Source organism: Sinorhizobium sp. Y406 (genome assembly GCF_058732025.1).
Genome location: NZ_CM178974.1, coordinates 1,229,525 through 1,254,407 on the forward strand (window position 1 = coordinate 1,229,525; position 24,883 = coordinate 1,254,407).

Consider the following 24,883-nt stretch of genomic DNA (forward strand, 5'->3'; position numbering starts at 1 on the left):
TAGAACACCGAACTATAGATCCCGCCTGGAAGAGGCTCGCGACAATGCTGTGGTTGCTGTTCATCGCTTTGGTTGTTTGCGCCGGCGCATTCTATATGCGGATGAATGCGCGCGCGGAGCGCGACGTCGCCAACCCGGATGCGGGCTTGGCAATGGTGGAATTCGGCCGAGCCTTCCCGGACGAGGCAATCCGGGCCCTGCACTCGACCATCGACGGCAGGGCAATCTTCCTGCGTCTGCACGACGGCAAGGCCGGCTTCATCCAGTCTCACGGCTCGCATTATGTCTGCCATGTCATTCAGCCGGGAAAGGTGCGGGTGAATGGCTCCGAAAGCGGCCGGGGGCTGATCGCGCACTTCCCGGATTTCGCCTACCTGGACAACAGCTTCGAATTTCGGACGGCCGCGGAGGCCGCCGAGGTCTCGCTGTGGCTGCTCGGCAGCTTCAGTCCTCAATCGGAGTTCGCATCCTCCTTAGATGCGGCTGAATCGGCACGGGCTCGGGAGTGAGCTTCAAAAGGCTGCGCCGAGCCAGGCCGCGCAATCGGCGAGCGCACGCGACGCCGTCGCCTGCTTCTTGGCCAGCGCCTTTTCCTTGCCGCGGAATCGCTTGGCTCCTTCGGGCCTGGTCAGCGCGCCGGGCTCCAGAGGGGGGAACAGCCCGAAATTGACGTTCATCGGCTGGAATGAGCGCTTGCCTGGCTCGTCGTCGGAAACGATGTGGCCGCCTGTGATGTGGTTCAGGAGCGAGCCGAAGGCAGTGGTGGCTGGCGGCAATGACGGTGCTTCACCCTTGCGCTCCGCTGCGGCGAAGCGGCCCGCGAGCAGCCCGATGCTGGCACTCTCCACATAGCCCTCGCAGCCGGTGATCTGCCCGGCGAAGCGAAGGCCCGGGCGAGATTTCAGCGCCAGCGACCCGTCGAGCAGTGTCGGCGAGTTGATGTAGGTGTTGCGGTGCAGACCGCCGAGCCTGGCGAATTCAGCCTTCTCAAGGCCCGGAATCATCCGGAAGACCTCCGTCTGGGCGCCATATTTCAGCTTCGTCTGGAAGCCGACCATGTTGTAGAGGGTTCCGAGCGCATTATCCTGGCGCAACTGGACGACGGCATAGGGCTTGACGCCGGGATTATGCGCATTGGTGAGGCCCATCGGCTTCATCGGTCCGTGACGCAGCGTTTCCCGCCCTCGCTCGGCCATGACCTCGATCGGCAGGCAGCCATCGAAATACGGAGTGCCTTCCCATTCCTTGAAGCCGGTCGTATCGCTGGCAAGCAGCGCATCGACGAAGGCATTGTACTGCTCCTCGGTCATGGGGCAGTTGATATAGTCCTTGCCCGTGCCGCCCGGGCCGACTTTGTCGTAGCGCGATTGATGCCAGCAGATATCCATGTCGATCGTGTCCGTGTGGACGATCGGGGCGATGGCGTCGAAAAAGGCGAGCGCATCGGCGCCCGTTTCCTGGCGGATTGCTTCTGCGAGACCGGGCGCGGTCAGCGGCCCGGTGGCGATTATTGCGAGATCCCACTCCCTCGGCGGCAAGCCGGTTACTTCTTCGCGCAGCACCGTGATCAGTGGGTGGGCTTGGATAGCCGCACTGACGGCGGCGGAGAAGCCCTCGCGATCGACGGCAAGCGCCCCGCCGGCCGGCACCTGATTGCTGTCGGCTGCCCGCATGATCAGCGAGCCCGCCAGGCGCATTTCGGCATGCAGCACGCCGACCGCATTGCTGGTGGCGTCATCGGAGCGGAAAGAGTTCGAACAGACGAGTTCGGCGAGGCCATCGGTCTTATGCGCGTCGGTGCCGCGCACGCCGCGCATTTCATGCAAGACGACCGGCACGCCGGCTTCGGCGATCTGCCAAGCGGCTTCGGAGCCGGCAAGTCCGCCGCCGATGACATGGATGGGAGAAAGAGAGGAGGAAGTCGTTTTCATGCGCGGCTTCCTACCATAGCCCTTCCTCGGTTCCAATTGGCGAAGAAACGAAACGGCGCCCGAAGGCGCCGTTTTGGTGGGTTTGAAGGCTTGCTTCCAACTCAGCGGAAGGAGCGGGCCGCAATGTTGCGGATATCATAGCGGGTGATACCGATGTCGTTGAGAGCGTGGTTCGACAGGCCGCCCAGTTCGGCGACGGTACGGCGGTAGTTGATCCAGCTTTTTGCGATACGAAGGGGGTTCATGGTCGTTTTCCTCAAGATCTGTTCGCGACAGTGATTGTCTGCGTCGTTGAGGTTCTTATACGCTTGTCTAATGGGAAGATGGAGTGCAAAGAAGATGCATCTGCTATGCATTTGTGCACTGCATCGCCGAATTCCTGTGCAAAGGTCCCGGCGGCTCGAAAATGCATCACCGGTATTCCGTTGAGGGATGATGCCGCTCTGACCGTAACGTTCTGGTTTTCTTGGATTTCGGAAACGTCGCATACGTCCCGCCGGATGCCGCGGGGAGGTGCGCGGGGGCGGATCAACGAGCCTTCGCAGGTGCGAGGTAGGGGCTGATCCTTTGACGGGGGCCAGATGAAAAAAAACGCCCGCCGGCAGGAGCCGGTAGGCGTTTTTCGATGCCGTCGTCGGCCGCGAAGCTGCAGCGCCGCACGTTCACGTGCAAAGGTCGCTGTAAGCGCATCGGCCCGAGAATCGTACCCGATCCTCGGAAAGCTCGATGCGCAGATTACTTGACGGCCTGGCGCGCGACGTAGGGGATGTCGGCGCGGCCGATGCCGAGGTCGTTCAGCTCGCGGTCGCTCATGCGGCCGAGTTCGGTGCAGGTCTGACGATACTTGCGCCAGTTGTTGAAAGAACGTGCGAAGTTCATGATGCTTTCCTTTCCAAGGTCTTGCCAGCGCTTTCTTGCCGGCCCTCATCTCATGGTTGGAATATAATCGATTTGGACTTCGAAAACAGAGCCGATGCTGCATCGCACCCATGCGCGTTATGCATCCCTCTTTCCGCCGTTTACTCACCCTTGATCTTCCGTTCCGGGCGGTGGATATCCGCCCGGAGGACTGACGAGACCTTCGACACGCAGCAAAAAAGCAACGCCCGCCGGGGGAGGAGATCCGGCGGGCGCTGCCTATCCTGATTGACAACTGGGAGGAGGAGTGTTGCCAATCCGTCCGGGAGCGCTGGGAGGAGGAGGACGCTTCCCGATCGTTGATTGGAGATAGGCGCGAGCCCCTGATTTGTGTAGGGCGCAGGTTGAATGGCACCTATGCGCCAATCGCATACCGGCGTCGTATTCTCCCGCGCAACTGCTCCGATATTGCGCATTCGGGCAACTGGCGGCGTGAAGGGGAGATCGACATTCGCAGGTGCAAAAATAACGCCCGCCGGGGGAGGAGGTCCGGCGGGCGTCATATGGGCGATTGGCAACCGGGAGGAGGAGTGTTGCCAATCTTATCGATACGACGCCGGGAGGAGGATGACGTCGCGTCGAATTCCTTCGAGCTCATGCTCGGGTCTTATTGGTTGACGGGAGACCAATCCGCGGCTTCCTGGCTCATAACCTTGGTCGCCTTCGATGGTTCCAATATAGCGAGCGCGGGCCGATTTGTGCAGTGCAATATCAACATGGAAGATATGCGCCCTGCGCAGACCGTTGTCAGTAGGTCTTCAGGAGGCAGGGGGACATCTCGGGCGGCCGCCGACCAACGGTCCGCGGGCGAGGCTTTAGTGCTCAGCTGCAAAAGTGGTGCCCGGTGAGGGACTCGAACCCCCATGCTCGCGCGCTTGGACCTAAACCAAGTGTGTCTACCAATTCCACCAACCGGGCAGGCAAGGTGTTGCTCAAGCCTGTAGAACAATGACGGCCCTTTTGGCAAGCCTGGTGGCGTCTGCCTGCAAGCGGGCGTGGCGGAGGCAAGCACGCTCGCAACGGGAGTGCGCGGGCCGCCCTCCAGGATTTGCGGCTTCAGCACCGCGATCGTGCCGGAAATGCTTGCCATTCGCGGGCCAACGGGTGTATTTGGCGCCCGTGACACGCCGCGAGCTGTGCCGTGTGCCCGCAATTTCTGCCAGACGGGCAGCATTGGCATGCCGGCGCCCGCGTTCCGGGTTAGCGCGGTGTTGTATGGAGATGGCAAGTTCTCCAGCGGCCGAGACGATATCTGAGCCAAAGTATCGGCATTCGAGCGTGAGGAGGGCAGGCAAGTGCCATTTTACTTGCAAAACGGTTCCGGAATTGCGAAAGCCACTCCCGGCAAATGGATCGGTTCAAGTGCTCGCCAGGCCCTGCGGGGCAAGAGCGCTGTCAACGTGAAGTGAAGGTTTGAACATGCAGGTTATCGAAACGCTCGCTCAAGGGCTGAAGCGCGAACTCAAGGTCGTGATTCCGGCCGACGAAATGCAAGCTCGGATGAACGAGCGTCTGGCTGAGGTGAAGGACCGTATCCGCATCAACGGCTTCCGCCCGGGCAAGGTGCCGGTCGCGCATCTGAAGAAGGTCTACGGCAAGTCGATCATGGCCGATCTCGTCAACGAGCTCGTGCGCGAAAAGCCGACCGAGATCCTGACGGATCGCGGTGAGAAGTCGGCCACGCAGCCGGAAATCGCCATGACTGAGGACGAGGCCGAAGCCGACAAGATCCTCAAGGCCGAAGCGGATTTCGAATTCACCGTCGCCTACGAGATCATCCCGGCGATCGAGATCAAGGATGTCAGCGGCATCAAGGTGACCCGCGAAGTCGTGGAAATCGGCGAGGACGAGATCAACGAACAGATCCTCCGCATCGCCGAGAGCGCCCGCACTTATGAATCCAAGAAGGGCAAGGCGGAGAACGGCGATCGCGTCACCATCGATTATCTGGGCAAGGTCGACGGCGTTGCCTTCGACGGCGGCAAGGACGAGGACGCCGAGCTGGTGCTCGGTTCCAACCGCTTCATCCCGGGCTTCGAAGAACAGCTCGTCGGCGCCAAGGCCGGCGACGAGAAGACCATCACCGTCACCTTCCCGGCCGAATACCCGGCAGCCAATCTTGCCGGCAAGGAAGCAACCTTCGACGTCACCGTGAAGGACGTGGCCGCCGCGGCTCCGATCGAGATCAATGACGACCTCGCCACCAAGCTCGGCCTCGAATCGGCCGACAAGCTGAAGGAGATCGTCCGCGGCCAGATCGAAAGCCAGTACGGCTCGGTTACCCGGCAGAAGGTCAAGCGCCAACTGCTCGACCAGCTCGACGAGCTCTATCAGTTCGAAACGCCGGAGCGTCTCGTCGATGCCGAGTTCGAGAACATCTGGCGCCAGATCAACACCGACCTCCAACAGGCCGGCAAGACTTTCGCCGATGAAGACACGACGGAAGAGGAAGCGCGTACCGAGTACCGCAAGCTCGCGGAACGCCGCGTCCGCCTCGGCCTGGTCCTTTCCGAGATAGGCGAAAAGGCGGGCGTTCAGGTCAGCGACGAGGAGATGCAGCGCTCGCTGTTCGAGCAGCTGCGCCAGTTCCCGGGCCAGGAAAAGCAGATCTACGATTACTTCAAGAACACGCCCGGCGCCGCGGCTTCGCTACGCGCACCGATCTTCGAAGAAAAGGTCGTCGATCACCTGCTTTCGGAAATCTCGGTGACCGACAAGACGGTTTCCAAGGAAGATCTGATGGCTGACGACGAGGCGGAGGAAAAGCCGGCCACCAAGAAGGCGCCTGCCAAGAAGAAGGCGGCCGCCAAGACCGAGGCTGCCGAAGGCGAAGAGGCTGCCGCTCCGAAGAAGAAGGCCCCGGCCAAGAAGAAGGTCGCGGACGAAAGCGCCGAGTAATCGGCATCTTCGGCAAAGATGCAAAGGCCGCCTCCGGGCGGCCTTTTTGATTCGAAGGGGATTGATGTGTCGCGTAGGCCTGCGCAAAAGAAACTGCTGGAGCGGCGGACGAAATGCCGGAGGGGCTGACGCGAGCCGATTCCCACCGGTCGCCACAGCCTCGTCACGTGCGTCCACCTGACTAAACCTTAACCCACTTTGATCTCGCCCATCCGGTTCCAGGCGTCGAGCCCGGCGATCTTGTAGGCTTCGGCGAGCGTCGGATAGTTGAAGGTGTTCTCGACGAAGTATTCGACGGTACCCTTCAGGTTCAGGACCGCCTGGCCGATATGCACGAGTTCGGTCGCGCCTTCGCCGATGATGTGCACCCCGAGGAGGCGGCGGGTCTTTAGCGAGAAGATCATCTTCAAGAGGCCGGCATCGAGCCCCATGATGTGCCCGCGGGACGTCTCCCGGAACCGGGCGATGCCGCATTCATAGGGGATGCCGCGTTCCTTGACCTCCTCTTCGGAAAGACCGCAGGTGGAGATTTCCGGCACCGCGTAGATGCCATAGGGGAAATATTTCTGCGGCTCCTTGGCAATGGCACCGACGGCAACGCGCGCGGCGACGCGCCCCTGTTCCATCGAGGTCGAGGCAAGGCTTGGAAAGCCGACGACGTCACCCGCGGCAAAGATATTCGGCACGGCCGTTTCGAAGGTTTCGGGATTGACCTTGAGGCGTCCCCGGCTGTCGGCCTCGAGGCCCGCGGCCGGAAGATTGAGCGCATCGGTCGCGCCCATCCGCCCGGCGGCAAACAGAACCATGTCGGTTGTGATCCTGCGGCCGTTGTCGAGCGTAAGCGCAACCTTGCCGCTATCGAGCCGCTCGACCTTTTCGGCCTTCTGCCCGAGGCAGAGCTTCATGCTGCGATCGCGAAGCTGATAGGTGAAATCCTCGACGATCTCCTTGTCGATGAAATCGAGCATCGTGCTCTTGGGATCGACCACCGTGACCTGCGTATCGAGGGCGCTGAAGATGGTTGCATATTCGATGCCGATCACCCCCGCGCCGATCACGACGAGTGATCGCGGCAATTCCTTGATCTCAAGCAGCTCGTCGCTATCGACGACGGTCTTGCCGTCGAAGGGCATATAGTCGGGGCGAAAGGGTTTCGTGCCGACGGCAAGCAGAATGCTGGCGCCGGTGACGAGGAGGTTTTCCCCGTCGTCCTTGGTGATTTCGAGCGTCGACGGGGCGACGAAGCTCGCCCTTCCGCGAATGTGCTGGACGCGGTTGCGAGCAAACTGATGCTCCAGCACCTCGACCTCGTGATTGAGCGTGATGATGAGGCGGCGGCGCAGGTCCTCGGCGCTGATTTCCTGCTTCACCCGATAGGAGCGGCCGTAAAAGCCCCGCTCGCGCCAGCCGGAGAGATTGAGCGCGGTTTCCCGCAATGTCTTGGAGGGGATCGTCCCGGTGTGGACGGAGACGCCGCCGACGCGCTTGCCTTGCTCGACGACGAGTACCTTCTTGCCGAGCTTGGCAGCCTGAATGGCGCCTCTGCGACCGGCCGGTCCGCTGCCGACGACGATGAGATCGAATTGGGTCATGAACGCTTCCCCTAGAGCCTTATGTAGTCGGGTGAACCACCTGACGTCGCGCAAATGCGGCAAACCAACAGCCAGAGCGGTGGCGCGAACGCATGTGAGCGCATCCCGCTCCTATCGCATTTCTCCTTAAATCACCGTTGATTTAAGGACATACAGCGACTCAGCGACCTTTGCGCATCTGATAAGAGGCGCGGCGCGGGCAGCGCCAGAGAATCGTCTGTGCGATGCGGCACTTTTCGCGCGGGCACAGCTATAGCGTCAATCCACGTTCGGCTGATGTTGAATGCCGTAATCATCTGTTCTGGATGCGTCCCATCCGAAATGCGATTATGCTGCACGGGGGGAAGCGGGAGACCTGTCAGCATGGCGCTCGAGTGGACGAAAGGTGGCGATGCCGCGGCGGGGCGCGGCCCTGCCGTTGTCGACGGGCAGGCGGATGCGGCGAGCCATCGACCAGGCGTGATCGCGGCAGCCGTCTATCGGCATGGGCACCGGCTGCGCGAAATCCGGATCGAAGAGGCCGGAGAGTGGCGCAATCGCGAGGGCGTGGTGATCTGGATCGGCCTGCACGAGCCGGACGAGGGACTTCTGAGGCAGGTGCAATCGGAATTCGACCTCAACGACCTCGCCATCGAAGACGCCGGCAAAGCCCATCAGCGTCCCAAGCTCGAAATTTACGGCGACGCGATCTTCGTCGTGGCCCGCACGGCGCATATGACGGGTGAGGAGATTGCTTTCGGCGAAACCCACCTCTTCGTCGGACGCGGCTATGTCGTCTCTGTCCGCCACGGTCCCTCGACATCATACATGGCGGTGAGACAGCGCTGCGAAGCCTCACCGACGGCTCTCGCGCACGGCGAGCACTACATCCTCTATTCGATCCTCGACTTCATCGTCGATAACTATATGCCGGTCGTCGAAGTAATTCATGACGAGGTGGAAACACTGGAAGACCGCCTGTTGCGTGACCGGTTGGCCAAGGTCGATATCGAGCACCTGTACATGTTGCGGCGGAACCTGCTTCGCCTTCGCAATGCCGTCGTTCCGCTGGTGGACGTCTGCCGGCGACATGAGCATCTGGAACTGCCCGGTATGGAGGCTGCGATGCAGCCGCTGTTCCGTGACGTCACGGATCACGTGCGCCGGGTCCAGGAGGATATTGACGCGCTTCGCGAGGTCCTTGCCTTCACCTTCGAGGCGAGTCTCATGATCGGACAATCGGAGCAGACGGAGATATCACGCAAGCTGGCCTCCTGGGCCGCGATACTTGCGGTGCCGACGGCGGTTGCTGGCATCTACGGCATGAATTTTGAGGAAATGCCGGAACTGAAGTTCCGTTACGCCTATTTCATCATTCTGGCGATCATCTTCGTGCTATGCATCACGCTTTATCGGCTGTTCCGGCGGGCCCGGTGGCTTTGAGCGCAAAGCGGTTCAGAAAAGCCGCAGCCCCTTCATGCTGACATGACCGTCCTTGCCGATGATGATATGGTCGTGGACGGTGATACCGAGCGGCTTGGCGGCATCCGAGATCAACTTCGTCATGTCGATGTCGGCACGCGAGGGCGTCGGATCGCCGGACGGATGATTGTGCACTAAAATCAAAGCCGTTGCAGAAAGCTCCAGCGCCCGTTTGACCACCTCCCGCGGATAGACCGGCGTATGGTCGATGGTGCCTTGCTGCTGCACCTCGTCGGCGATCAGCGCATTGCGCTTGTCGAGAAACAGGATGCGGAACTGTTCCTTCGTTTCATGCGCCATCGCGGCATGGCAGTAATCGATCACCGCGCTCCATGAGGAAAGAACCTGCTTGTTGCGCAGTTCGCTCTTCAACAGTCGCTGAGCCGTCGTCGCGATGAGTTTCAGGTCGAGCGCGACCGTTTCGCCAATCCCTTTGACCTCCTGCAACAGATGTTGAGGCGCGCCAAAAACGGCCGAAAGCGTACCGAAGCGGGCGAGCAGAGCCTTGGCGATCGGCTTGGTGTCGCGGCGGGGGATCAGTCGAAAGAGAATGAGCTCGAGTATTTCGTAGTCCGCGAGTGCCGATTCGCCCTGTTCTCGGAAACGGCTCCGCAGGCGATCGCGGTGGCCATGATAATGCGCCTCCATGGTGCCGCCGAGCTCTGGCGGCCTTTCCCGTCTTCCCGTCTTCTGCTGCGCAAAGAACTGCCGTTCGTCTGCGGGCGACGATGCTTCCGATTCGAAGCGAGGCGGAGGCTTCGTCACGCGGTGCCCAATGCCCTGATGCCGGGCTTGAACAGGCCAGCCGGTGACAATGTGAAGACTTCGCAGCCATCCGCCGTGACGCCGACCGTGTGTTCGTACTGCGCCGACAGCGATCGATCCCGCGTGACGGCCGTCCAACCGTCCGACAGCACCTTCACATGCGGCCGGCCGATATTGATCATCGGCTCGATCGTGAAGATCATGCCTTCCTTCAGCTCCGGCCCTTCATTGGCATTGCCGTAGTGCAGGATGTTCGGCGCATCGTGGAACAGCCGACCGACGCCATGGCCGCAGAAATCGCGCACGACCGCGCAGCGTTCGGCTTCGGCATAGCTTTGGATTGCTTCGCCGATCGCGCCGGTGCGCGCGCCGGGGCGCACGGCGGCGATCCCGCGCATCAGGCACTCATGCGTCACCTCGAGCAGCCGCTCGGCGGCGCGCTTGATCTCACCGACCGGATACATCCGGCTCGAATCGCCGTGCCAGCCGTCGACCACATAGGTGACGTCGATATTGACGATGTCTCCCTCGCGCAACGGCTTGTCGTTCGGAATGCCGTGGCAGACGACGTGGTTGATGGAGGTGCAGGAGGATTTTGTGTAGCCGCGGTAGTTCAACGTGGCGGGCAGTGCACCATGGTCCATGCCGAATTCGAACACGAAGCGATCGATTTCTTCCGTCGTCACGCCGGGCCGGACACGCGTCACGAGTTCGTCCAGGCAGCGCGCCGTCACCTGACAGGCCTTGCGCATGCCTTCAAATCCTTCCGGCCCGTAGAGACGGATGGCGCCGGTGTTCTTGTAAGGGGCCGCGCCGGCCTCGATGTAAGTGACCATTCCCAGACTTTCGTTGTTTCAGGCGCATTCATAGAACAGCGGAGACCGGTTCGTCCACTGTCACCGCTGCGACCGGTTCGATCCCGAAGGGTGAAACGGTGCATCGAACCGCATAGGCCTCGACGCCGCGTGCAGCCGCTCTCTCGAAGGCACGAGCATAGACCGGATCGAGTTCGCGGCATATGCGCAAGACACCGCAATCGTTTCTTTGGACAAGATAAAGCATGATCGCCCGGTGTCCCGCCTCGACCACGTCTGCGAGTTCGTCCAGATGCTTGGCGCCCCGTTCGGTCGGACTGTCCGGGAACTCCGCCAGGCCCGCGGCGCGGCTGAAATGAACGTTTTTCACCTCCACATAGGCGAGGCCCTTTTCCGGATCGCTGAGCAGGATGTCGATGCGCGAATTACGGCCGTATCGCTGCTCGCGACGAAGCGTTTGATAGTTGTGCAGATTGCTGACCATGCCGGCCGCGATCGCCTCCTCCGCGATGCGGTTCGGCAATCCCGTATTGATGCCGACGAGCAGGCCGTCGACCTCGACGATCTCGAGCATGTGGCGATACTTTCGGGTGGGTGCGTCGTGTTCGGACAACCAGACTGCCGAGCCGGGCGTCGTCAGACCACGCATGGAGCCGGTGTTTGGGCAGGAGCCGGTGATGCGCGTGCCGTCGGCCAGGACGGCATCGAAGAGGAAGCGTTTGTAACGCTGTACGAGCGTCGCTGGAACGAGCGGTCGGGAGAATTTCACAAGCAGTGTTTCCGCTGAACCACGATAAGTCGGTGCGACCGCAGATCGGCTTTATGAGCTATGCGCGGTCGCGCACGTAGGAGCCCGGCGCATCTTCGATCGCGTTCAGAGGCCCGCCTGCCTTGCGGGCAGAGACGCGGCGATCGTCGAGTTGTTCGATCCAGTGCTGCCAATGCGGCCACCAGGAGCCCGGGGTCTCCTTCGCCTTGTCGAACCACGCTTCGAGTTCGCCCTTTGCGGGACCGCCGGTCCAGAACTGGTATTTGTTCTTGTCCGGCGGATTGACGACGCCGGCAATGTGGCCGGATCCGGACAGCACGAACGTGACCTTGCCGCCGAAGAGCTGGCTGCCGAGGAAGACGGATTTCGCCGGGGCGATGTGGTCCTCCTTGGTGGCGAGGTTGTAGATGGGGATAGTCACGTCGCCAAGCGAGACTTGCTTGCCGGCCAGCACCATCTCACCCTTTGCGAGCTTGTTCTCCAAATAGCAGTTGCGAAGATAGAAGGAATGGTTCGCCGCCGGCATCCGCGTCGAATCGGAGTTCCAGTAGAGCAGATCGAAGGGCATCGGCTCCTGGCCCTTCAGGTAGTTGTTGACGAAATAGGGCCAGATCAGTTCGGAGGCGCGAAGCATGTTGAATGCCGTCGCCATCTTCGAACCTTCGAGATATCCGATCGTGTTCATTTTCGCTTCGACCTGGCGGATCTGATCCTCGTCGGCGAAAACCTTGAGGTCGCCCGCATAGGTGAAATCCACCTGGGTGGTGAAGAGGGTCGCCGAACGGATCCGGTTGTCACGCTCGGCGGCGTGGAGCGCCAGCGTTGCTGCAAGCAGCGTGCCGCCAACGCAATAGCCGACGGCGTTGACCTCGCGTTCGCCCGTGGCCGTCTCCACCGTGTCGAGCGCGAAGTCGATGCCTTCGCGCACATAGGCCTCCCAGTCCTTTCGGGCATGACGCTCGTCGGGATTGACCCAGGAAATCACGAAAACCGTGTGGCCCTGATCCACCGCCCATTTGATGAAGGACTTCTGGGGATTGAGGTCGAGCACGTAGAATTTGTTGATCCAGGGCGGGACGATGAGCAAGGGCCGCTTGAGCACGGTTTCGGTGCTTGCCTCGTATTGAATGACCTGGCAGACGTCGCTTTGGGCGATCACCTTGCCGGGAGTGATCGCGATGTTCTCGCCGATCGCGAACTTGCTCGTATCCGTTTGTCTCAGCCGCAACTCTCCGCGCCCGGCGGCGATGTCTTCGGCCAGCATCTGCATGCCCTTGGCGAGGTTGGCGCCGCTGGATGCGACGGTTTCCCGGTAGAGCTGAGGGTTGGTGGTGATGAAATTGCTCGGCGAAAGCGCGCTCGAAATCTGGCGGATATAGAAGGCCGCCTTCAGCCGGGTGTGGTCGTCCAGTCCGTCGGCGTCCTCGACCATGCGTTCGGCCCAGTCGGAGGTGACGAAATAGGCTTGGCGGATGAAGGCGAAGAAGGGATTCTTCACCCAGTCCTCGTCGGCGAAGCGCTTGTCTTCCCTTTGGATTGCCTCCGGTTCGGCGACGCTGTCACCGGCCATCTGCTGGATCGTTCGCGACCAGATCCCGAAGAAGCTTCCCATCAGGTTGGTCTGCGCTTCCAACGTCCGGCGCGGATCGGAGAGCCAATATTCGGTGACCTTCGAAAGCGTCTTCACCATGTCGGAGACGGGCTCGTAGGTTTCGGCCCTGTGGCCGGTCTCGCGTGGCGCGAGCCACGCGGACGCAGCTTTTCCCATATGTTCGGCAGCGCGTGCCAGGTTGATTGCAAGACTTTCGGGATCCTTGACGATGTAGGGCTCGACCGATTTCGGATCGAAGCCAGCAAAACCGCTCTTGCTCGTGGTGTCGTCGACCTTGTCTCCTGTCACCCGGTGCCCTCCGCAGCGTCTTGTTTGTTTTGTATTTTTACATTCTGCCTGAAAATGATTACAAGGGCTAGCGCATCATCGCGCCGCAAAACAGAGGTTCATTGCCAGCATGCATGTCGGAAAGCAGCGTTCGATTTCCATCTTTTCCGGGCTGATGCTCGCAACCGTGCTCGCCGGCTGCAACTCGACCGCCGATCTCCAAAGCTATCCCTCGGTCTATGGGCAAAAGCCCGCCGCCATGGGGCAGATGACCGATGAGGAAGCCTTGAACCAGCAGGAGCGCTTGACGGCGCTTGCGGCACAGCGCCGATCCGGCTCGATCTCGGAGGCTGAGTATCAGCGGCGTCTGAAGGAAATGCGGGCGCTGGCCGAACAGCACGGCGCAGACACGCTGAAACAGATCGAGAATTAGCGCTTGCGTTTCCGCTGATTTGGCCGCAAAGCGTTCAATGGCCGCAATGTCGGCCGTTCACCCCGCGCAAGCTATAGCGATAGCCGCATCGGCTCGCAGAAGCGCGTGCCAAACGAGGTCTGGAGATGGAAGAGTTTCACAAAGTCCGGCGCCTGCCGCCCTATGTTTTCGAACAGGTCAACCGTTTGAAAGCAAGTGCGCGAGCCGCCGGGGCCGACATCATCGACCTTGGCATGGGCAACCCCGATCTTCCCACTCCGCAGTCGATCGTCGACAAGCTCTGTGAAGTCGTGCAGGACCCGCGAACGCACCGTTATTCGTCGTCGAGGGGCATTCCGGGGTTGCGACGCGCGCAGGCCGCCTATTATGCGCGCCGCTTCGGCGTGAAGCTCAATCCCGAGACGCAGGTCGTCGCGACCCTCGGTTCGAAGGAAGGCTTCGCCAATATGGCGCAGGCGATCACCGCGCCGGGCGACGTTATTCTCTGCCCGAATCCCACCTATCCGATCCATGCCTTCGGTTTTCTGATGGCCGGTGGCGTCATCCGCTCGATCCCCGTCGAGCCGGACGATTCGTTCTTTCCGCCGCTCGAGCGGGCCGTCAGGCATTCGATCCCGAAGCCCTTGGCGCTCGTTCTCAACTATCCCTCCAACCCGACGGCGCAGGTCGCGACGCTTGATTTCTACAAGGAGGTCGTCGCCTTCGCGAAGAAGCACGACATCATCGTGCTTTCGGATCTCGCCTATTCGGAAATCTACTTCGACGACGTTCCGCCGCCGTCGGTGCTGGAAGTGCCGGGCGCGATCGACGTGACGGTCGAATTCACCTCGATGTCGAAAACCTTCTCCATGCCGGGCTGGCGCATGGGCTTTGCGGTCGGCAACGAGCGGCTGATCGCGGCGTTGACACGGGTGAAGTCCTATCTCGACTATGGCGCATTCACGCCGATCCAGGTTGCGGCGACCCAGGCGCTGAACGGCGATGGCAGCGACATCGCGGAGGTCCGCAATATCTACAAGCGCCGACGCGACGTGATGGTCGAGAGCTTCGGAAAGGCGGGCTTCGAGGTGCCGCCGCCGCCGGCGACGATGTTCGCCTGGGCAAAGATTCCGGAGAAGTTCCGTCATCTGGGCTCGCTGGAGTTCTCGAAGCTGCTCGTCGAGAAGGCCGATGTGGCGGTCGCCCCCGGTGTCGGCTTTGGCGAGCAGGGCGACGACTATGTGCGTCTGGCCCTCGTCGAAAACGAGCATCGCATCCGCCAGGCGGCGCGCAGCATCAAGCGCTTCTTCTCGACCGCCGACGAGACGATGCATAATGTCGTTTCGCTGAACACACGCCGTTAGAAAGCGGGACTTGAGCCGCTTCTCACGCCGAAATCGGCCCCGTCCGCGTGGCGGGGCGCCTTCTACCCGTTAGGAACCTTGCTATGGCAGATGCCCTCAAAATCGGCGTTGCGGGCTTGGGCACGGTTGGTGCCTCGCTCGTCCGGATTGTCCAGGAACGTCAAGAGATGCTGGCAACCACGTGCGGAAGGGCGATTGAAATCGTTGCCGTGGCCGCGAGGGATCGCAATAGGGATCGCGGGGTCGATCTATCGAAGGCCGCCTGGCATGAGGACGCCATTGCCCTTGCCTTGGAAGCCGACATCGATGTTTTCGTCGAACTGATGGGCGGCGCCGGAGATCCGGCCTATGCATCGGTCAAGGCGGCGCTGAACCGCGGCATCCATGTCGTCACCGCAAACAAGGCGCTCCTTTCGGCTCACGGTATCGAGCTTGCCGGTATTGCGGAGGAGCGTGGGGCGCTGCTCAATTACGAAGCTGCCGTTGCCGGCGGCATTCCGGTGATCAAGGCGCTGCGCGAATCGATGACGGGCAACACGATCTCGCGCGTCTACGGGATCATGAACGGGACCTGCAACTATATCCTGACGCAGATGGAGAAGGAGGGGCTCTCCTTCGGGGATTGCCTCAAGGAGGCCCAGCGTCTCGGCTATGCGGAGGCGGATCCGGCCTTCGACATCGAAGGTAACGACACGGCGCACAAGCTATCGATCCTGACGAGCCTTGCATTCGGCACGGCGATCGCAGCTGACGACATCTATCTCGAGGGCATCACCAATATCTCGATCGAGGACATTCATGCGGCCGCCGATCTCGGCTATCGCATCAAGCTGCTCGGCGTGGCCCAGCGTACCGAAAGCGGCATCGAGCAGCGCGTCCATCCGACCATGGTGCCCTACGATTCCGTCATCGCTCAGGTCGATGGCGTGACCAACGCAGTCGCGATCGAATCCGACATTCTCGGCGAACTCCTGATGGTCGGCCCCGGTGCCGGCGGCAACGCCACGGCCTCGGCCGTGCTGGGCGATATCGCAGATATTGCCAAGAGCCGTCCGGGCGCGCAGCACGTGCCCGCCTTCGGGCGCCCGGCAACGGCGCTGCTTCCCTATAAGCGCGCACGCATGCGCAGCCATGAAGGCGGGTATTTCATCCGCCTGAAGGTCCTCGATCGCACGGGCGTGTTTGCGAACATCGCCGGGCACATGGCCGAGAACGACATATCTCTCGAATCGATCATGCAGCATTCCACCCACTACCTGGATGCCGCCGAGCCGAAGACGATCATCCTGGTAACGCATGCGACCTTCGAGGCCTCCGTGCGCCAAGCGATCTCTTCGATCAGGGGCGAGGGCTATCTCGTCGGCGAGCCTCAGGTGATCCGGATCGAGCGCCCGAAGCCGTAAGCCTCACGCCTCTTCGATTAAAACTGTTGAGAAACCGCTGAAGGACGTGTCTTCCGCGGCGTGGCTGCTGGCCGGCCGGTTTTTCCCCGCCGAAATCTTCGTTAAGAACGGGGGAACTTCGCACGGGTAGGCAAGATGGACGTATTGGCGGATCCCATCCAACGGGCGTTTCTCGGCGTCGAGCAATCGGTCAGCGGTCAGCGTTGGGTCTCGCGTCTCGATCAGGCGGGGCAGAATCGGGCGTTGGCGATCAGCCAGGTCCATGGCCATTCCGAGCTCATCGCTCGGGTGCTAGCCGGCCGGGGCGTGAGCCTGGACGATGCGGCGGCTTTCCTCGATCCGACGCTCCGCGCGCTGATGCCGGATCCGGACGCCCTGACCGATTGCCGCAAGGCGGCGGAGCGGCTGGCGCATGCGATCCGGCGCGGCGAAAAGGTGGCGATCTTCGGCGATTACGACGTCGACGGTGCGGCATCATCCGCGCTCATGCTGCGTTTCCTGCGCCACTTCGACCTAAGGGCCGAGATCTATATTCCTGACCGCATCTTCGAAGGTTATGGTCCGAACTCGCAGGCGATCGAGCAATTGATCGACAATGGCGCCAATCTTATCGTCACGGTCGATTGTGGCTCGACCAGCCATGAGTCGCTCGCAATAGCCGCCGAGCGTGGGGTCGACGTCGTCGTCATCGATCATCACCAGGTCGGCACTGCGCTTCCTCCCTGCCATGCGTTGGTCAACCCGAATCGCGAGGACGATCTGTCGGGGCAGGGGCATCTTTCAGCGGCCGGCGTCGTCTATCTGGTACTCGTCAACACGCTGCGCGTCCTGCGCCTCGCGGGCGGCGCACGGACCGCTTCGTTCGACCTGCTGGCGCAGCTCGACCTCGTCGCGCTGGCGACCGTCTGCGACGTCGTGCCGCTTAAGGGCCTGAACCGCGCCTATGTCGTTAAGGGGCTGATCGCTGCGCGGCACATGGGCAATCCGGGCCTTGCGGCCCTGCTGCGCAAGGCGGCGATCGGCGGGCCGGTGACGCCCTATCATCTCGGTTTCCTGATCGGACCGCGCATCAATGCCGGCGGGCGCATCGGCGACGCCGCGCTTGGCAGCCGACTCCTGACGCTTGACGACGCTTCGGCCGCGGAGGCCATTGCCGGGCAGCTCGACGAGCTCAACCGCGAGCGCCAGGCCATGGAAGCGGCCATGCTCGCCGAAGCCGAGGCGGAAGTGCTGGCCGAATACGGAACGGGCGAGGGTGCCTCGGTTATCGTCACCGCGCGGGAAAACTGGCATCCCGGCATCGTCGGGCTCATCGCGGCGCGCATCAAGGAAAAGTTCCGCCGGCCGGCCTTTGCCATCGCCTTCGACCCGAACGGCAAGGGCACCGGCTCCGGCCGTTCCATCAATGGCTTCGACATGGGCAGGCTCGTGCGTGCCGGGGTCGAGAACGGTTTGCTCGTGAAAGGCGGCGGCCATGCAATGGCGGCGGGGTTGACGGTCGAGCGCGGCAAGCTCGGCAAGCTTCGCCGGTTCTTCGAGGAACACGCCGAGAGCACTGTTCGCGATCTGGTCGCCGTCCAGACGCTTAAAGTCGACGGTGCGCTTGCGGCCGCCGGTGCGACGCTCGGACTCGTCGATCTCCTGGATCAGGCAGGCCCCTATGGCTCCGGCCATCCGCAGCCCCTGTTCGCCTTTCCCCAGCACCGTCTGCGCGACAGCAGGCAGGTCGGCGCCAATCACGTGAAGGTGACGCTCGAGGGCCAGGATGGCAGCCGGATCGACGGCATCGCGTTCCGGGCAGCGGGAACGCCGCTTGGAGACTTCCTGCTCGGAAAAAGGGGTTCATTGATCCATGTTGCCGGATCAATTTCGGCCGATCTCTGGCAGGGATCACGGCGCGTCCAGGTGCGGGTGACCGACGCGGCCAGGGTCGACTGACGCTGTCCCGACATAGAATTGTCGAATCCGTGCCTTGCGAGGCTTTCCTGAAGTTTCCTGTGAGGTGGGAAGTGGCACGCCCAACGGGACTCGAACCCGTGTTTCCGCCGTGAAAGGGCGGCGTCCTAGACCGCTAGACGATGGGCGCGCATTAAAGCGTTACAGCATTCCTTGTGCATCAAAATGATGCGCAACGCCGTAAGACGAGGTGGCTTATAGAGACGGCCTCGGATTCCCGCAAGGGACCACACGTCGGCCTGGACGATTTTTTCTGTATAACGGCCTGGAAAACGCTAAGCAGGTCGACTGCGACCGAGCCGGCCGCTTCTGCCTGACGAGTTGGTACGCCCAACGGGACTCGAACCCGTGTTACCGCCGTGAGAGGGCGGCGTCCTGACCGCTAGACGATGGGCGCCTACCAACCCGGCCAAACCGCAATCACGGCAGCCGGAAGCCGACACGATAAAGGAAAGAAAGAGATTTTGGCAAGCAGGAAATGGCACGCCCAACGGGACTCGAACCCGTGTTTCCGCCGTGAAAGGGCGGCGTCCTAGACCGCTAGACGATGGGCGCGCATTGAAGCGTTACGGCAATCCTTTGTGCATCCAAATGATGCGCACGCCGTAAGTCGAGGTGGCTTATAGAGGGGCGTTTGGATTCCCGCAAGTGTGCAAAAGCGATTATTTTGATTTTCCTGCGGAAGTTTAAGAGCATTGCTTCATGACCTTAGCAAAGGCTGGCGCGTGCATGCGCTTCTGAAGTATCCGCAAGTATTGAGATGGAAGAGTGGCACGCCCAACGGGACTCGAACCCGTGTTTCCGCCGTGAAAGGGCGGCGTCCTAGACCGCTAGACGATGGGCGCCTACTGTGATGTGCTGCAGCGATCTTTGCGTGTCTGAAAAGACGTGCGGCGCTGCAGGACGAGGCGGCTTATAGAGACGGCTTCGGATTCCCGCAAGTGGAAAACTTCATTTTCTTTCAGAAAAGTGACGACCGGATCGGGAGCCCCTCGCTTATCGGCCGTGCGTCCTTCAAGATTCTTTCCAAATATCGATACGCTAGCCTTTGCGGCGGCATCGCCAGTTCCAGTCCCTTTGCGGGCCGATGTCGATATGCACGGATTCGGTATGGCAATAGGTGCCGACGCCGCCGCGGCCGGGCAGGTTGCGCAGGTAGTCGGCCAGCTCCCATTTGCTTACGCCTTTCACCTGGATATCTGCCGCCTCGCAGCGCGTATGCAGGGATTGCCGTTTCCGGCTGGCCTTGATGGGACGAAGCCCGGACGTGACCATGACCCTCTGGCCATAGCGCTGCTCCACCATCTTCAAGAGCTGCAGCAGCTCGGGCTTGAAGCAGCCCGTTTCCACCTTCTCCGTCTGCAAAACGAGCCCGCTTGGCGCAAGCCGGGCAAGCCCGGAGAGAGTGGCGACTTCGACCGGCTCGTCGTCCTCGGCCATATGGTCCGCATGTTCCATATTGAAGAGCGGCTTCATGTTGACGCCCGGCAACGAATTATAGGCGAGGGAGGCCACCTGCGGTCCCGGCGCATCATTGGCCGTGGTCGTCTTCTTCTCGGAGGCCTGCGTATTGCGCGTGCCGCCGTTGCGTGGCTTCTCCTTGCGCTTGGGTGCGAAGAGGCTTGCGAAGCTCCAGGCCTTGGATGTCCTTTCCGGTTCCGATTTGCCGGAATCGGTCACCGGGGCGGAAAGCATCTCGGGCTGCAGAATCTGGTCCGCGGAGGCGACCTCTACCGGCTGAAGCGCCGCCGAGACTTCGCCGGCGAGTGCGGCTCCTGCACTGAGCGGCAATGGAACCGTGGCGGGCAGATTATCTTCGGCCGCTGTCGCCGATACCGCAACTTTCTCGGCAGCGATCGGGGCCGTGGCCGGTGATTCGTTGCTAGCGCCCTGCTGCGGCAGGATCACCGGCTGCGCTGGCGGCTGAGCTGTACCGAAGAGACTATTGGTCGTCGCATTAATGGCTGGCCGGGGGCCGGGCGCATCCTGTTCGGCCGGAAAGGCCGCGGACGCCGGCGCTTGTCCGTAGATGCTCGACGATGCGGCACGCAACGCGGTGCTCTGCATCGTCAATCCCTGTTGCAGGGCAGTCGCGTCCGGGCCGGCTTGTGCCGGCACGTCCTCGCCCTGCAGCGGCGTGGACCCTTCGTCGCTAAGCGCGACAACGTTACCATCTGGCGTGCTGGCTTCGTTATCGGCGGGAGCGGCTTGCGAGGTGGACTGCTGGAGATCTTGCGGATTCAACCCGTCGCCTTCGGCAATCGCCGAGACGCAGCCGGTGAGCGCCAACAGCGATACGGACAGTGCCGTGGCGCGTCCGATCGAGAGGAGCGGCCATCTTGAGCCTATATGCTGCAATGTCATTACTCCGCACTACTCGCATCCCTTTGCCCGTTCGAGCACGGCATGCGTCAAGTCTCGGCTCCGACCGACGGCCGGAACAGACACCTATTCCCTTGCGGCGAAAAACGAAGCGCCGCGCGATAGCCCAGGCCAAGTAAAGGGCTCGCCGCGCGCATGTCGATACGCGGGCATCAGCCCCGTTTCAACTTATGGCTCGGCAAGTTGAAGGGACGTCCGATTCGTAAATCTGGACTAACCTATTCCGCCGACGAAACCCATCTGAAAGCCGGGCGATCCGCCCGGGCCTCGCTCGATTGAATCAATACTTTGCCACTCTCGCGTCGTGAAATTGTGAGTCTTGGGTTGCGCGAGGCTTACCAGGTTCCGGTATTGGGCATGGAGGCCCAGGGTTCCTCGATCGGCAGGTGACCGCCCTTCTGCAGGATCTCGATCGAGATGCCGTCGGGCGAGCGGACGAAGGCCATATGTCCATCGCGCGGCGGGCGGTTGATCGTGACGCCGTTGTCCATCAATTGCTTGCAAAAGGCGTAGATGTCATCAACCTCATAGGCGAGGTGACCGAAATTGCGGCCGCCGGTATAGTCCTCCGGGTCCCAGTTGTAGGTAAGCTCGAGGCAAGGGGAGGCCTCGCCCTTTGCGCGCTCGAGATCACCGGGGGCGGCAAGGAAGACGAGGGTGAAGCGGCCTTTCTCGTTTTCGATCCTGCGAATTTCCTGAAGGCCGAACAGCGTGCAATAGAAGTGGAGAGCCTGGTCCAGACTTTTTACGCGAACCATCGTGTGCAGATATCGCATTGGATTGTCCCTGTTTTGCGGAAGATGGCGTATACTTAAGCGCCGGCAAGCCAGAGGCAAGGCTGTGCCGTCATAAATGGTCCCGGCCAAAATATGTTGAGGGACTTGCGCAGGCGCGGCGGGACGATGTTATTCTGGTCCATAAGAATCAGTTAACCGTATTACAGAGTCGCGCGTAACGAGGGGCTGGGAGAATGGCGGACAGGACATCTTCAAAAGGCGTCGTCGAGAATGATGACTATGCCAGCGACGCTCTTGATCTGATCGAGATTACCGGCGTGATCAAGTGGTTCGACGTTGCGAAGGGTTTCGGCTTCATCGTCCCCGACAACGGCATGCAGGATGTGCTGTTGCATGTGACCTGCCTCAGGCGCGACGGTTACCAGACGGTCCTCGAAGGCGCGCGAGTCGTCGCTCTTGTCCAGAAACGGGACCGCGGGTACCAGGCCTTCCGCGTTCTTTCCATGGATCAATCGACCGCGGTTCACCCGTCGCAACTGCCGCCGGTACGCACGCACGTGCAGGTAACGCCGACGAGCGGGTTGGAGCGGGTCCTCGTCAAGTGGTTTAATCGCACGAAGGGTTTCGGCTTCCTGACGCGTGGCGAGGGGACCGAGGACATATTCGTGCACATGGAGACCTTGCGGCGCTTCGGCCTTACGGAGCTGCGTCCGGGCCAGGTGGTGCTCTGCCGCTTCGGCGACGGCGAAAAGGGGCTGATGGCCGCGGAGATCCACCCGGATGGCCCGACGCCCAACAATCGGTCGCATTGATGCCGTCACTGCTCAAGACGCTTGCAAGAAGCGCCTTGGCGGCGCTTTTTTTGTTTTCGTGGCTCGCAATCTCGGCTGCCGCGGATGTCTCCTTTGAGAGGCGGCAACTGAAACTGGTGACCGGCCAGGGCCGGACACACAGCTTCACGGTCGAACTGGCCGTCGATCCGGACCAGCGCGCGCAGGGCTTGATGTACCGTCGCCAGATGGCGCCGGATCACGGCATGCTGTTCGATTTCGGCGAGACGCGGCGCGTGATGATGTGGATGAAGAATACTTACCTGCCGCTGGACATGCTGTTCGCCGCCGCCGACGGCACGGTGCGGCATATCCACGAGAACGCGGTACCCCTTTCGGAATCCATCATCGATTCGCGGGAGCCGGTGGTGTTCGTGCTTGAGCTCAACGCCGGCACGGTGAGACGACTCGGGATCAAGCCGGGTGACCGGCTTTCAGGCGCCGGGATCGTGCCTGCAGGCGGCGCACAGTAATCGTGGTCTGCAGGCAGATACCGCCGATAGGGTAGCGACGAGTCGGGATTCCGCTCGTCTGCCAAGCCGCACGGCACCGCCCGCCCGTCCCGGGTAAATTTCATGTTGCAGGCGCCAGACGAAGCGTGTATCTCCGCCGCAATGGTACGGAGTGTAGCGCAGTCTGGTAGCGCATCTGGTTTGGGACCAGAGGGTCGGGAGTTCGAATCTCTCCACTCCGACCATCTAAATACCGAAAATCATTAGAGCGTCAGGTCGCAGAGCCTCATTGCGCGCGCAGACACAGCGCCGCGCGTCTTTTCAGACATCAAAGTGCGCTGCACTCTTTTGAAACCGCGCCATACTTTCGCCCGCGCCCGATTGTAACAACCGGTCAGTACCAGGCATCCGACATGCCTGCCTTGCGGCGGGCAACGAAATCGGTGAGCGCCTCGTCGATCGCCACATCCAGAGGCGGCGCCTCATATTCGGCAAGCGACTTCTTCCAGTACCGGTTGGCGCGCTCAGCCATGTCCGTCTCGCCCTGCTCGACCCATTTCTCGAACGGTTCGTTGTCGGAAAGCTTGCTGTCCCAGAAAGCGGTTTGATAGTTGCGCATCGTGTGGTCGCAACCGAGGAAATGGCTGCCGGGTCCGACTTGCAGGAAGGCATCCATCGCAAGCGTATTGTCGTCGACGACGACGCCGGCGAGGTAGGAATGCAGCGCACCGCAGAACTCGGTGTCCATGACGAATTTCTCGTAGGACATCGCTAGCAGCCCATCGACGAACCCGGCCGAATGCAGGATGAAATTGGCGCCGCAATGGACTGCCGACAGCATCGACATGACGCCCTCCTGCATCGCCTGCGCATCCGGGCGCTTGGAGTTGGAGAAGTTGCCGGCGCAGCGCAACGGCAGGCCCAGCCGGCGCGCGAGCTGGCCGACGACCATGCTGCCGATCGCCGGTTCCGGGGTGCCGAAGGTCGGCGAGCCGGAGCGGAGCGACATCGACGACAGGAAATTGCCGAAGATGACGGGCGCGCCCTTGCGCTCGAGCTGGGTCAGCGCGCAGCCGGCCAACGTCTCGGCATAGGATTGGGCAATGGCGCCGGCGTTGGTGACGGGGCCCATCGCACCGCCGAGAATGAAGGGCACGACGACCGCCGCCTGGTTGGCGCGCGCATAGGCGCGCAGCGAATTCGTCATCGTCCCGTCCCAGACGAGCGGCGAATTGACGTTGACATTGCCGAGGATCACGCAATTGCGGTCGACGAAGTCGCGGCCGAAGAGGATGCGGGCCATCTCGATCGAATCCTCGGCCCGCTCCTCCGCCGTGATCGAGCCCATGAAGGCGCGGTCCGAATACTTGATGTGGCTGTAGACCATGTCGAGGTGGCGCTTGTTGACGGGCACGTCGACCGGTTCGCAGATCGTCCCGCCGGAATGGTGCAGCCAGGGGCTCGACTGGGCGAGTTTGACCAGGTTGCGGAAATCCTCGATCGTGCCGTAGCGTCGGCCCTTGTCGAGATCCATGACGAAGGGAGAACCATAGGCGGGGGCGAAGACGACGTTGTTGCCGCCGATCTCGACGCTGCGAGCGGGATTGCGCGCGTGCTGGGTGAACTGCCGCGGTGCCGACGATACGATCTCCTTCAGCATGCCCGGTTCGAAGGTGACGCGGACACCGTCGATCTTGGCACCGGCTCGCCTCCAGTGGTCAAGTGCTACGGCATCGTCGCGAAACTCGATGCCGACCTCGGCGAGGATACGATCGGCGGTCTTCTCGATCCGCACGAGACTTTCTTCGCCGAGAATATCGTAGGTCGGTATGTTGCGGACGATGTAAGGGACGCCGAGATTGGTGCCCGCTTCCCGTCGCTGTGCTCTGACGCCTCGTGTTTTCCGGGGGGCTTCCCCCGATGCTGCCGTTGCTGATGCCATTGCCAATCTCCCGTCACTTTTGCGGCTATGCCTCTACGGTTACACGGCCCAAGGGCTTTGAGCAGCAGGCGAGGATATACCCCTCGTCGATATCTTCGTCGGTGATCCGGCCATTGTGCACCATGTGGATATCGCCCTCGGACTTGCGGATCTTGCAGCTGCCGCATTGGCAAGCTGACAGGCCGGGATCGCGTAGAGCCATTCCTTATGGAAGATATTCTCGAGGTCGAGCTGGTATATCGCCGGCGATGTGTAAAGCGGTTGCTCGAGTGCGTAGCCCGGAACGCGGCGCCCAAGCAGGTCATGTGCGGAAGGTGAGGGCACTGTCATAGGAAGAGTCCATTACTCGGCAGCTTTCAACTGAGATGAAGTCTTCT

The 24,883-nt window shown here is 61.6% G+C and carries 20 protein-coding genes, 6 tRNA genes and 1 pseudogene; 10 read left to right on the forward strand and 17 right to left on the reverse strand.

Translation table 11 applies throughout. From position 1 onward, the window contains the following. Nucleotides 1-44: 44 nt before the first annotated feature. Nucleotides 45-509: a hypothetical protein gene (locus AC4P1R_RS05905; RefSeq protein WP_069457776.1), complete on the forward strand. Its 465-nt coding sequence runs from the start codon at nt 45-47 to the stop codon at nt 507-509. A 3-nt stretch (nt 510-512) separates the two neighbouring features. Here AC4P1R_RS05905 and trmFO read toward each other — a convergent pair whose 3' ends face one another. The 4 genes from trmFO to AC4P1R_RS05925 all read right to left on the reverse strand — a co-directional run bounded on the left by trmFO (nt 513) and on the right by AC4P1R_RS05925 (nt 3,767). Beyond that, complete coding sequence (gene trmFO / locus AC4P1R_RS05910; RefSeq protein WP_069457775.1) at nt 513-1,931, reverse strand: methylenetetrahydrofolate--tRNA-(uracil(54)-C(5))-methyltransferase (FADH(2)-oxidizing) TrmFO; 1,419 nt, start codon at nt 1,929-1,931, stop codon at nt 513-515. Between the two features lie 101 nt (nt 1,932-2,032). Next, nucleotides 2,033-2,176, reverse strand: coding sequence for a DUF1127 domain-containing protein (locus AC4P1R_RS05915; RefSeq protein ID WP_069457774.1), 144 nt, complete (start codon nt 2,174-2,176; stop codon nt 2,033-2,035). 490 nt (nt 2,177-2,666) lie between these two features. Further along, the gene (locus AC4P1R_RS05920; RefSeq protein WP_069457773.1) at nt 2,667-2,810 is read right to left on the reverse strand and encodes a DUF1127 domain-containing protein; all 144 of its coding nucleotides are present in this window, start codon (nt 2,808-2,810) and stop codon (nt 2,667-2,669) included. Nucleotides 2,811-3,684: 874 nt separating this feature from the next. After that, nucleotides 3,685-3,767: transfer RNA gene (locus AC4P1R_RS05925), tRNA-Leu, on the reverse strand. A gap of 501 nt (nt 3,768-4,268) precedes the next feature. Here AC4P1R_RS05925 and tig point away from each other — a divergent pair. Continuing rightward, entirely contained in the window at nt 4,269-5,747 is a 1,479-nt protein-coding gene (tig, locus tag AC4P1R_RS05930) for a trigger factor (protein WP_069457771.1), read from the forward strand. Nucleotides 5,748-5,935: 188 nt separating this feature from the next. Here the strand turns inward: tig and sthA are convergent, their stop codons facing one another. After that, a complete protein-coding gene (sthA, locus tag AC4P1R_RS05935) occupies nt 5,936-7,339 on the reverse strand; it encodes a Si-specific NAD(P)(+) transhydrogenase (protein ID WP_069457770.1) in 1,404 nt (467 codons plus the stop codon). A 363-nt stretch (nt 7,340-7,702) separates the two neighbouring features. On the opposite strand from sthA, the gene AC4P1R_RS05940 reads away from it, so the two are divergent. Then, nucleotides 7,703-8,761 carry a magnesium and cobalt transport protein CorA gene (locus AC4P1R_RS05940; RefSeq protein ID WP_069457769.1) on the forward strand — a complete coding sequence of 353 codons (1,059 nt, stop codon included), beginning with the start codon at nt 7,703-7,705 and terminating at the stop codon, nt 8,759-8,761. Nucleotides 8,762-8,773: 12 nt separating this feature from the next. Here the strand turns inward: AC4P1R_RS05940 and radC are convergent, their stop codons facing one another. The 4 genes from radC to phaC are packed head-to-tail and all read right to left on the reverse strand — an operon-like array spanning nt 8,774 to nt 13,049. Beyond that, nucleotides 8,774-9,565: a RadC family protein gene (gene radC / locus AC4P1R_RS05945; RefSeq protein ID WP_069457768.1), complete on the reverse strand. Its 792-nt coding sequence runs from the start codon at nt 9,563-9,565 to the stop codon at nt 8,774-8,776. Then, on the reverse strand, nt 9,562-10,401 hold the full coding sequence (gene map / locus AC4P1R_RS05950) for a type I methionyl aminopeptidase (protein ID WP_069457767.1): 840 nt from the start codon (nt 10,399-10,401) through the stop codon (nt 9,562-9,564). The genes radC and map overlap by 4 nt, the downstream gene beginning before the upstream one ends. 28 nt (nt 10,402-10,429) lie before the next feature. Further along, complete coding sequence (gene sfsA, locus AC4P1R_RS05955) at nt 10,430-11,149, reverse strand: DNA/RNA nuclease SfsA (protein WP_069457766.1); 720 nt, start codon at nt 11,147-11,149, stop codon at nt 10,430-10,432. Nucleotides 11,150-11,207: 58 nt separating this feature from the next. Further along, the gene (phaC, locus tag AC4P1R_RS05960; RefSeq protein WP_069457765.1) at nt 11,208-13,049 is read right to left on the reverse strand and encodes a poly(3-hydroxyalkanoate) polymerase subunit PhaC; all 1,842 of its coding nucleotides are present in this window, start codon (nt 13,047-13,049) and stop codon (nt 11,208-11,210) included. A gap of 109 nt (nt 13,050-13,158) precedes the next feature. Between phaC and AC4P1R_RS05965 the strand changes: the two genes are divergently transcribed. From AC4P1R_RS05965 to recJ, 4 genes are all read left to right on the forward strand, one after another. Continuing rightward, on the forward strand, nt 13,159-13,461 hold the full coding sequence (locus tag AC4P1R_RS05965) for a hypothetical protein (RefSeq protein WP_069457764.1): 303 nt from the start codon (nt 13,159-13,161) through the stop codon (nt 13,459-13,461). 125 nt (nt 13,462-13,586) lie between these two features. Next, nucleotides 13,587-14,804: an LL-diaminopimelate aminotransferase gene (locus tag AC4P1R_RS05970; protein WP_069457763.1), complete on the forward strand. Its 1,218-nt coding sequence runs from the start codon at nt 13,587-13,589 to the stop codon at nt 14,802-14,804. An 83-nt stretch (nt 14,805-14,887) separates the two neighbouring features. Next, on the forward strand, nt 14,888-16,207 hold the full coding sequence (locus tag AC4P1R_RS05975; protein ID WP_069457762.1) for a homoserine dehydrogenase: 1,320 nt from the start codon (nt 14,888-14,890) through the stop codon (nt 16,205-16,207). 135 nt (nt 16,208-16,342) lie between these two features. Then, the gene (recJ, locus tag AC4P1R_RS05980; RefSeq protein WP_069457761.1) at nt 16,343-18,145 is read left to right on the forward strand and encodes a single-stranded-DNA-specific exonuclease RecJ; all 1,803 of its coding nucleotides are present in this window, start codon (nt 16,343-16,345) and stop codon (nt 18,143-18,145) included. 72 nt (nt 18,146-18,217) lie between these two features. On the opposite strand, the gene AC4P1R_RS05985 is transcribed toward recJ, so the two are convergent. The 6 genes from AC4P1R_RS05985 to AC4P1R_RS06010 form a co-directional block, all read right to left on the reverse strand. Continuing rightward, a tRNA-Glu gene (locus tag AC4P1R_RS05985) sits at nt 18,218-18,293 on the reverse strand. A 192-nt stretch (nt 18,294-18,485) separates the two neighbouring features. Continuing rightward, nucleotides 18,486-18,560: transfer RNA gene (locus tag AC4P1R_RS05990), tRNA-Glu, on the reverse strand. An 82-nt stretch (nt 18,561-18,642) separates the two neighbouring features. Beyond that, nucleotides 18,643-18,718, reverse strand: a tRNA-Glu gene (locus AC4P1R_RS05995). Between the two features lie 214 nt (nt 18,719-18,932). Next, nucleotides 18,933-19,008, reverse strand: a tRNA-Glu gene (locus AC4P1R_RS06000). A gap of 196 nt (nt 19,009-19,204) precedes the next feature. Next, nucleotides 19,205-20,521 (reverse strand): D-Ala-D-Ala carboxypeptidase family metallohydrolase, encoded by a 1,317-nt coding sequence (locus AC4P1R_RS06005; protein WP_069457939.1) that lies wholly within the window; start codon nt 20,519-20,521, stop codon nt 19,205-19,207. Between the two features lie 359 nt (nt 20,522-20,880). Beyond that, entirely contained in the window at nt 20,881-21,321 is a 441-nt protein-coding gene (locus tag AC4P1R_RS06010) for a VOC family protein (RefSeq protein WP_069457760.1), read from the reverse strand. Between the two features lie 194 nt (nt 21,322-21,515). Here AC4P1R_RS06010 and AC4P1R_RS06015 point away from each other — a divergent pair, with 194 nt between their 5' ends. The 3 genes from AC4P1R_RS06015 to AC4P1R_RS06025 all read left to right on the forward strand — a co-directional run bounded on the left by AC4P1R_RS06015 (nt 21,516) and on the right by AC4P1R_RS06025 (nt 22,809). Continuing rightward, nucleotides 21,516-22,094, forward strand: coding sequence for a cold-shock protein (locus AC4P1R_RS06015; RefSeq protein WP_069457759.1), 579 nt, complete (start codon nt 21,516-21,518; stop codon nt 22,092-22,094). After that, on the forward strand, nt 22,094-22,585 hold the full coding sequence (locus AC4P1R_RS06020; RefSeq protein ID WP_069457758.1) for a DUF192 domain-containing protein: 492 nt from the start codon (nt 22,094-22,096) through the stop codon (nt 22,583-22,585). Before AC4P1R_RS06015 ends, AC4P1R_RS06020 begins: the two co-directional genes overlap by 1 nt. 147 nt (nt 22,586-22,732) lie before the next feature. Beyond that, a tRNA-Pro gene (locus tag AC4P1R_RS06025) sits at nt 22,733-22,809 on the forward strand. Nucleotides 22,810-22,958: 149 nt separating this feature from the next. On the opposite strand, the gene AC4P1R_RS06030 is transcribed toward AC4P1R_RS06025, so the two are convergent. Further along, on the reverse strand, nt 22,959-24,506 hold the full coding sequence (locus AC4P1R_RS06030) for a trimethylamine methyltransferase family protein (RefSeq protein ID WP_425353225.1): 1,548 nt from the start codon (nt 24,504-24,506) through the stop codon (nt 22,959-22,961). A 25-nt stretch (nt 24,507-24,531) separates the two neighbouring features. Then, a pseudogene (locus tag AC4P1R_RS06035) lies at nt 24,532-24,690 on the reverse strand (2Fe-2S iron-sulfur cluster-binding protein); the annotation flags it as partial. Nucleotides 24,691-24,883: the final 193 nt, after the last annotated feature.

What these genes read in the sequence shown, in the direction of transcription:
- AC4P1R_RS05905 (WP_069457776.1), top strand. Translation starts at nt 45, where the DNA reads ATGCTGTGGTTGCTGTTCATCGCTTTGGTTGTTTGCGCCGGCGCATTC.
- trmFO (WP_069457775.1), bottom strand. Translation starts at nt 1,931, where the DNA reads ATGAAAACGACTTCCTCCTCTCTTTCTCCCATCCATGTCATCGGCGGC.
- AC4P1R_RS05915 (WP_069457774.1), bottom strand. Translation starts at nt 2,176, where the DNA reads ATGAACCCCCTTCGTATCGCAAAAAGCTGGATCAACTACCGCCGTACC.
- AC4P1R_RS05920 (WP_069457773.1), bottom strand. Translation starts at nt 2,810, where the DNA reads ATGAACTTCGCACGTTCTTTCAACAACTGGCGCAAGTATCGTCAGACC.
- tig (WP_069457771.1), top strand. Translation starts at nt 4,269, where the DNA reads ATGCAGGTTATCGAAACGCTCGCTCAAGGGCTGAAGCGCGAACTCAAG.
- sthA (WP_069457770.1), bottom strand. Translation starts at nt 7,339, where the DNA reads ATGACCCAATTCGATCTCATCGTCGTCGGCAGCGGACCGGCCGGTCGC.
- AC4P1R_RS05940 (WP_069457769.1), top strand. Translation starts at nt 7,703, where the DNA reads ATGGCGCTCGAGTGGACGAAAGGTGGCGATGCCGCGGCGGGGCGCGGC.
- map (WP_069457767.1), bottom strand. Translation starts at nt 10,401, where the DNA reads ATGGTCACTTACATCGAGGCCGGCGCGGCCCCTTACAAGAACACCGGC.
- AC4P1R_RS05965 (WP_069457764.1), top strand. Translation starts at nt 13,159, where the DNA reads ATGCATGTCGGAAAGCAGCGTTCGATTTCCATCTTTTCCGGGCTGATG.
- AC4P1R_RS05970 (WP_069457763.1), top strand. Translation starts at nt 13,587, where the DNA reads ATGGAAGAGTTTCACAAAGTCCGGCGCCTGCCGCCCTATGTTTTCGAA.
- AC4P1R_RS05975 (WP_069457762.1), top strand. Translation starts at nt 14,888, where the DNA reads ATGGCAGATGCCCTCAAAATCGGCGTTGCGGGCTTGGGCACGGTTGGT.
- recJ (WP_069457761.1), top strand. Translation starts at nt 16,343, where the DNA reads ATGGACGTATTGGCGGATCCCATCCAACGGGCGTTTCTCGGCGTCGAG.
- AC4P1R_RS06010 (WP_069457760.1), bottom strand. Translation starts at nt 21,321, where the DNA reads ATGCGATATCTGCACACGATGGTTCGCGTAAAAAGTCTGGACCAGGCT.
- AC4P1R_RS06015 (WP_069457759.1), top strand. Translation starts at nt 21,516, where the DNA reads ATGGCGGACAGGACATCTTCAAAAGGCGTCGTCGAGAATGATGACTAT.
- AC4P1R_RS06020 (WP_069457758.1), top strand. Translation starts at nt 22,094, where the DNA reads ATGCCGTCACTGCTCAAGACGCTTGCAAGAAGCGCCTTGGCGGCGCTT.
- AC4P1R_RS06030 (WP_425353225.1), bottom strand. Translation starts at nt 24,506, where the DNA reads ATGGCATCAGCAACGGCAGCATCGGGGGAAGCCCCCCGGAAAACACGA.